At 73.3% G+C, this 5,671-nt stretch carries 4 protein-coding genes; 2 read left to right on the top strand and 2 right to left on the bottom strand.

Annotated elements, in window-relative coordinates:
* A partial coding sequence (locus VM95_RS39490; RefSeq protein ID WP_208615602.1) for a peptidoglycan binding domain-containing protein occupies window positions 1-1,771 on the top strand: 1,771 nt, incomplete at its 5' end.
* A 141-nt stretch (window positions 1,772-1,912) separates the two neighbouring features.
* Window positions 1,913-3,628 (top strand): ABC transporter family substrate-binding protein, encoded by a 1,716-nt coding sequence (locus tag VM95_RS36700; protein ID WP_045705481.1) that lies wholly within the window; start codon window positions 1,913-1,915, stop codon window positions 3,626-3,628.
* Between the two features lie 14 nt (window positions 3,629-3,642).
* Here the strand turns inward: VM95_RS36700 and VM95_RS36695 are convergent, their stop codons facing one another.
* Both VM95_RS36695 and VM95_RS36690 read right to left on the bottom strand, forming a co-directional pair.
* Window positions 3,643-4,689: an ABC transporter ATP-binding protein gene (locus VM95_RS36695; RefSeq protein WP_045705478.1), complete on the bottom strand. Its 1,047-nt coding sequence runs from the start codon at window positions 4,687-4,689 to the stop codon at window positions 3,643-3,645.
* Between the two features lie 153 nt (window positions 4,690-4,842).
* On the bottom strand, window positions 4,843-5,671 hold an 829-nt coding region (locus tag VM95_RS36690; protein ID WP_078861151.1), incomplete at its 5' end, for an ABC transporter ATP-binding protein.

Below are 5,671 nucleotides of genomic sequence, written 5' to 3'. Positions count from 1 at the left end.
GGCCCGGCCGAACGGCCGCCCGGTGCCCACCCAGGCGAAGGCGCCGAACCCGGGCCCGCGCCAGGGCGGCGCGCCCGCCGCGCCGTTCGGCGCCGAGGCCCCGCTGGAGGAGCCCGGCGTCTACCAGGCCGCCGACCCGTTCGCGCCGGTCGCCGACCCGTTCGCCCCGGCCGCCGGCCCCGAGGCCGGTGCGCGCGGCCCGCGCGGCGGCCGTCCGCAGCCGGGCGGCCCGCGGCAGAACGGACCGCGGCAGAACGGCCCGCGCCCGGGCGCCGCCCCGCAGGGCCCGGCGGTCGAGCAGCCGAACCCGGAGGACACCTCCGTCGACGGCTTCGCGCCGATCCGCGAGGACGTCCTGCCGCCCGCCGGCATACCCGGCCGGCCCGGCGGCGGTGCCCCGCGCGCCGCCGAAGGCCGTCCGCAGCCGGGCCTGTTCGCCTCGGCCCCGACCGGCACCGACCCGTTCGGCACCCAGCGCACCGCCGCTCCGGGCCAGGACGCCTTCGCCCCGCACGGAGCCCCGCAGGGAGCCCCGCACGGAGCGCCGCAGGGGGCCCAGCAGCCGGGCGGCCAGCCCGGTGCCCAGGCCGCCGCCCCCGGCTCGCTCTTCCCGGGCGTCCCGAACGCCCAGGGCGCCCCCGGCGCCGCCCCCGGCCGCCCGCAGCGGGCCGGGCGCGACCCGGAGGCCACCGAGGTCACCCCGCTGCCCGCACCGGCGCCCTCAGCCACCGAGCCCGGGCCCGCGGCCGCCCCGAAGCCCGCGCCCGCACCGGCGCCCGCGCCGGCCAAGGCCGAGCCCGCCAAGGCCAAGCGCGGCGGCCCCGGCAAGAAGCTCGTCAAGCTCGGCGTCTACGCCGTGGCCGGCGTGCTGTTCCTCGGCGCCGCGGCGTACGGCACCGGCCTGATGCTCAACCAGTCGGACGTCCCCAAGGGCACCGTGGTGCTCGGCACCGACATCGGCGGCAGCAGCCGCGACCAGGCCATCCACCAGCTGGACGGCACGGTCGGCAAGGCCGGCCAGCAGCCGCTCAAGCTGAAGATCGGCGACCAGACGGTCGACCTCGACCCGACCGCGGCCGGGCTGAGCTTCGACACCACGGCCACCGTGGACGGCCTCGCCCAGCACAGCTACAACCCGGTCGACGTGATCAAGTCGATCCAGGGCGGCAGCAAGGCGGTCCAGCCGGAGGTCCGGATCGACCGGGCGAAGCTGAAGTCCGCGCTGGACTCGCTGGCCGCCGGCTCCGGGCAGGGGCTGCAGGAGGGCTACGTCAAGTTCTCCGACACCGGCGACCCGGTCGTCGTCCCCGGCAAGGCCGGTCAGGCGGTGGACTCGGCGGGCGCCCTGGACGCCGTCGAGCAGGCCTACCGCGACCGCGCCGCGGGCAAGCCCGACCAGCCGATCGCGGTCGCCCTGACCGCCGCCCAGCCGAAGGTCTCCGCCCAGGCCCTGCAGGCCGCCGCGGACGGCCTCGGCAAGCAGGTGACCAACGGCAAGATCCACATCGTGGCCGGCGCCAAGTCCTTCGACTTCGGCGGCAAGACCGCCGCCAAGGCGCTCACGCTGGTCCCGGACGCCAACGGCAAGATCACGCCCAAGTGGGACCTCGACGCGCTGGGCTCCCAGCTGAACGGCGTCTTCGACAAGGTGAAGATCAAGAAGAACGGCCAGACCGCCGCGATCACCCCGCAGGACGTCGCGGACGCCATCACCCCGCTGTTCGACAAGACCGGCGACAAGGACCGCACCTTCAAGTTCACCGTCGCCTGACGAGCGGACCCCGCAGGGGCGGGCTTGCCGGATCGTGACCGATCCGGCGGGCCCGCCCCTCGACAACTCCCCCTCCAGGTCAGCAAGATGTGACGCCACACCTTCCGCCCCAGCCACCTCAGTCACACCGGGAGCACGCCGATGGGCCGCCGCCTCCAGCACCACCGGACGGCGCTGCTCGCCGGCCTCACCGCCGTCACGCTCTCCCTCACCCTGTGCGGCTGTGCCGGCCAGGGCGATCCCGCCGCGGACGCCGCGCCGTCCGCCGCCGCGGCCCCCAAGCTCACCTCGATCGACATCAACCCGCACGACCGGGCCCAGCTGCGCCAGGGCGGCACCCTGAACCTGGCGATCCCGCAGTTCTCCCACCAGTGGTCGCCGATCCACACCGACGGCAGCGAGTCCTCGACCATGACCGTCGCCAAGCCGCTGCTGCCCACCTTCTTCCGCTCCGACGCGGCCGGCACCCAGACCCCCAACCCGGCCTACCTGCAGGAGGCGCACGCCGAGACCAGGAACGGCCGGCAGGTGGTCACCTGGACGCTCAACCCGAAGGCGCACTGGTCCGACGGCACCCCGATCACCTGGCGCGACATCGAGGCCAACTGGCGCGCCCTGAACGGGAAGGACCCGGCCTACCGGCCGTCCAGCAACACCGGCTTCGAGCTGGTCTCCGCGGTCGAGCGCGGCAAGGACGACTTCCAGGCCGTGATGACCTTCGACCGCCCGTTCAACGAGTGGCAGTCGATGTTCAACGGCGCCGCCAACGCGCCGCTGCTGCCGGCCAGCCGGATCGCCACCCCGGACCTGTTCAACACCGCCTACCTGGACGCGATCCCGGTCACCGCCGGCCCGTTCAAGCTGGAGAAGCTGGACCGCGCCACCCAGACCGTCAGCCTGGTCGCCGACCCCGCCTGGTGGGGCGACAAGCCGATGCTGGACCGGATCGTCTTCCACGCCATGCTGCCCAACGAGATGCCCGCCGCCTTCGCCAGGGGCGAGCTGGAGCTCGTCAACATCGGCCCGGACGTGGCGGGTTACCAGACCGTCAAGAACACCAAGGGCGCGGTGGTCCGCCGGGCGGGCGGGCCGGACTTCCGGCAGTTCACCCTGAACGCCCGCACCCCGGCGCTCTCCGACGCGACCGTCCGGCAGGCCGTGTTCCAGGCGATCAACCGGGACGCCGTCATCCGCTCGGACCTCAACGGCCTGGACTGGCCCGCCGTCCCGCTCAACAACCACCTGCTGGTCGCCAACCAGAACGCCTACCGGGACAACTCCCTGGGCCTCGCCCGCTTCGACCCCGCCGAGGCCGCCCGCAAGCTGGAGGCGGCCGGCTGGAAGCTGGAGGGCGACGTGCGGAAGAAGGACGGGCACGAGCTGAACCTGCGGATGGTCGTCCCGGCCGGCGTCACCCAGGCCCAGAACGAGGCCGCCAGCACCACCAGGATGCTCAAGGACGTCGGCATCAAGGTCACCACGGTGACCGCCGCCGCCAACGAGTTCTTCGACAAGTACGTCAACCAGAACAACTTCGACATCGCCGCCTACTCGCTGCTCGGCACCCCCTTCCCGGCCAGCGGCAACCGCTCCAACTTCGTCCAGAACGGCGGCACCAACCACGTCGGCGCCGGCAGCGCGGCGGTGGACTCCGCACTCGACCGGGCCGCCGCCGCGCCCGACGCGGCCACCGCCTCCGAGGCGATCAACCAGGCCGACGCCGAGCTCTGGAAGGTGGCCGGCATGCTGCCGCTGTACCAGCGGCCGCAGCTGATGGGCGCCCGCGCCGACCTCGCCAACATCGGCGCGCAGGGCCTGTCCGACATCGTCTGGGAGAACGTCGGCTACACCGGCTGAAGCCACTCGCCGGCTCAGCCGTGCAGCGTCTCCCGCCAGTAGTGGCAGGCGCTGCGGCGGCCCGGCAGCTCGCCGCCGCCCTCGCCCAGCACCGGTGTCAGCAGCGGGAGTTCGGTCAGGCAGCGGTCCTGCGCCCGGTCGCAGCGGGGATTGAAGGCGCAGCCCTGCGGGATCTGCAGCAGGCTGGGCGGCAGGCCCTTGATGGCGTGCAGGTCCCGCCCCTTCTGGTCCAGCCGGGGGATCGAGTCGAGCAGGCCGCGGGTGTACGGGTGCGCCGGGCGGGCGTACAGCTCGCGCACCGGGGCGGTCTCGACGATCCGGCCCGCGTACATCACGGCGATCTTGTCCGCGGTGTCGGCCACCACGCCGAGGTCGTGGGTGATCAGGATCAGCCCCATCCGGAACTCGGCCTGCAACTCGGCGAGCAGGTCCATCACCTGGGCCTGGACGGTCACGTCCAGCGCGGTGGTCGGCTCGTCGGCGATGATCAGGTCGGGCTGCAGGGCCAGCGCCATGGCGATCATGATGCGCTGGCGCATGCCACCGGAGAACTGGTGCGGGTAGTCGCCGACCCGCTGCTTGGCGGCCGGGATGCGGACCCGTTCCATCAGCTCGACGGCCTTGGCCTTGGCCTCCGCCCGGGACAGGCCCTGGTGCACCCGGAACATCTCGCCGAGCTGGTAGCCGACGCTGAGCACCGGGTTGAGCGCGGACAGCGCGTCCTGGAAGATCATCGCGATCCGCTGGCCGCGGACGGCCCGGCGGGCCCCGGCGGACATGGTCAGCAGGTCCTCGCCGCGGAAGAGGATCCGCCCCGCGGAGATCCGGGCCGGCGGCACGTCCAGGATGCCCATGATCGCCTGCGCCGTCACCGACTTGCCCGAGCCGGACTCCCCCAGCACCGCCAGGGTCTCACCGGCGGCCACCGAGTAGCTCACCCCGTTCACGGCCCTGGCCACGCCGTCCCGGGTGTGGAACTCCACGTGCAGGTCGTCGACCTCGAGCAACGGGGTCCCGGGCGCCAGGCTCGGCCGGCTTCCGATCACCTCCACCGCGTCCATCAGCAGCCCTCCTCCGCGCAGCGCGACCTTCGCCGGGCGCAGAGCAACTATCAAGGACGGGGCCGCACTTGGGGAGGGCGCGGGAGATCTCGGTTGCATCACGGCGAAAGGGCGCGCCCCCGGGAACGGGGACGCGCCCTCGGGCCCGCGGTGCTACTGCTGCTCCGGCTCCGGGCCGTTCTCGCGCTCCGCCGCGCTCTGCCCGTTCTCGCGCTCCGCCGCGCTCTGCTCGATGTCGCGCTCCGCCGCGCTCTGCTCGATGTCGCGCTCCGCCGCGAAGTGACACGCCGAGTCGTGGAACGCCCCGCCCTCCAGCCAACTCGGCGAGACGAGCAGCGGGACCTCCACCGCGCACCGCTCCTGCGCCTTCCAGCACCGCGTCCGGAACCGGCAGCCGGACGGCGGGTTGGCCGGCGAGGGCACGTCCCCGGTGAGCACGATCCGGTCGCGCGACTCCCGCGCGGCCGGGTCCGGCACCGGCACGGCGGACAGCAGCGCCTGGGTGTACGGGTGCGTCGCGTGGTCGTAGATCTCGGTGTCGCTGCCGATCTCGACCATCTTCCCCAGGTACATCACCCCGACCCGGTCGGAGATGTGCCGGACGATCGAGAGGTCGTGCGCGATGAACATGTACGACAGGTTGAACTCGCCCTGCAACTGCTCCAGCAGGTTGATCACCTGCGCCTGCACCGACACGTCGAGCGCCGACACCGGCTCGTCGCAGATGATGATCTCGGGCTTGAGGCCGAGCCCCCGGGCGATGCCGATGCGCTGGCGCTGGCCGCCGGAGAACTGGTGCGGGTACCGGTTGATGTACTCGGGGTTGAGCCCGACGACGTCCAGCAGGTCCTGGACGGCCTTGCGGCGGTCGCCCTTGGGCGCGACCTCGGGGTGGATCTCGAAGGGCTCGCCGATGATGTCGCCGACCGTCATGCGCGGGTTGAGCGAGGTGTACGGGTCCTGGAACACCATCTGGATGTTG

Origin of the sequence: Streptomyces rubellomurinus (assembly GCF_000961885.1) — a bacterium.
Taxonomy (GTDB): Bacteria; Actinomycetota; Actinomycetes; order Streptomycetales; family Streptomycetaceae; genus Kitasatospora; species Kitasatospora rubellomurina.
The sequence above is the reverse complement of the archived record's forward strand: the minus strand, read 5'-3'. Positions and strand labels throughout refer to the sequence as shown.

Bases quoted from the DNA above. Each gene is read 5' to 3' on its own strand.
- VM95_RS36695 (WP_045705478.1), bottom strand. From the start codon at position 4,689: ATGGACGCGGTGGAGGTGATCGGAAGCCGGCCGAGCCTGGCGCCCGGG.
- VM95_RS36700 (WP_045705481.1), top strand. From the start codon at position 1,913: ATGGGCCGCCGCCTCCAGCACCACCGGACGGCGCTGCTCGCCGGCCTC.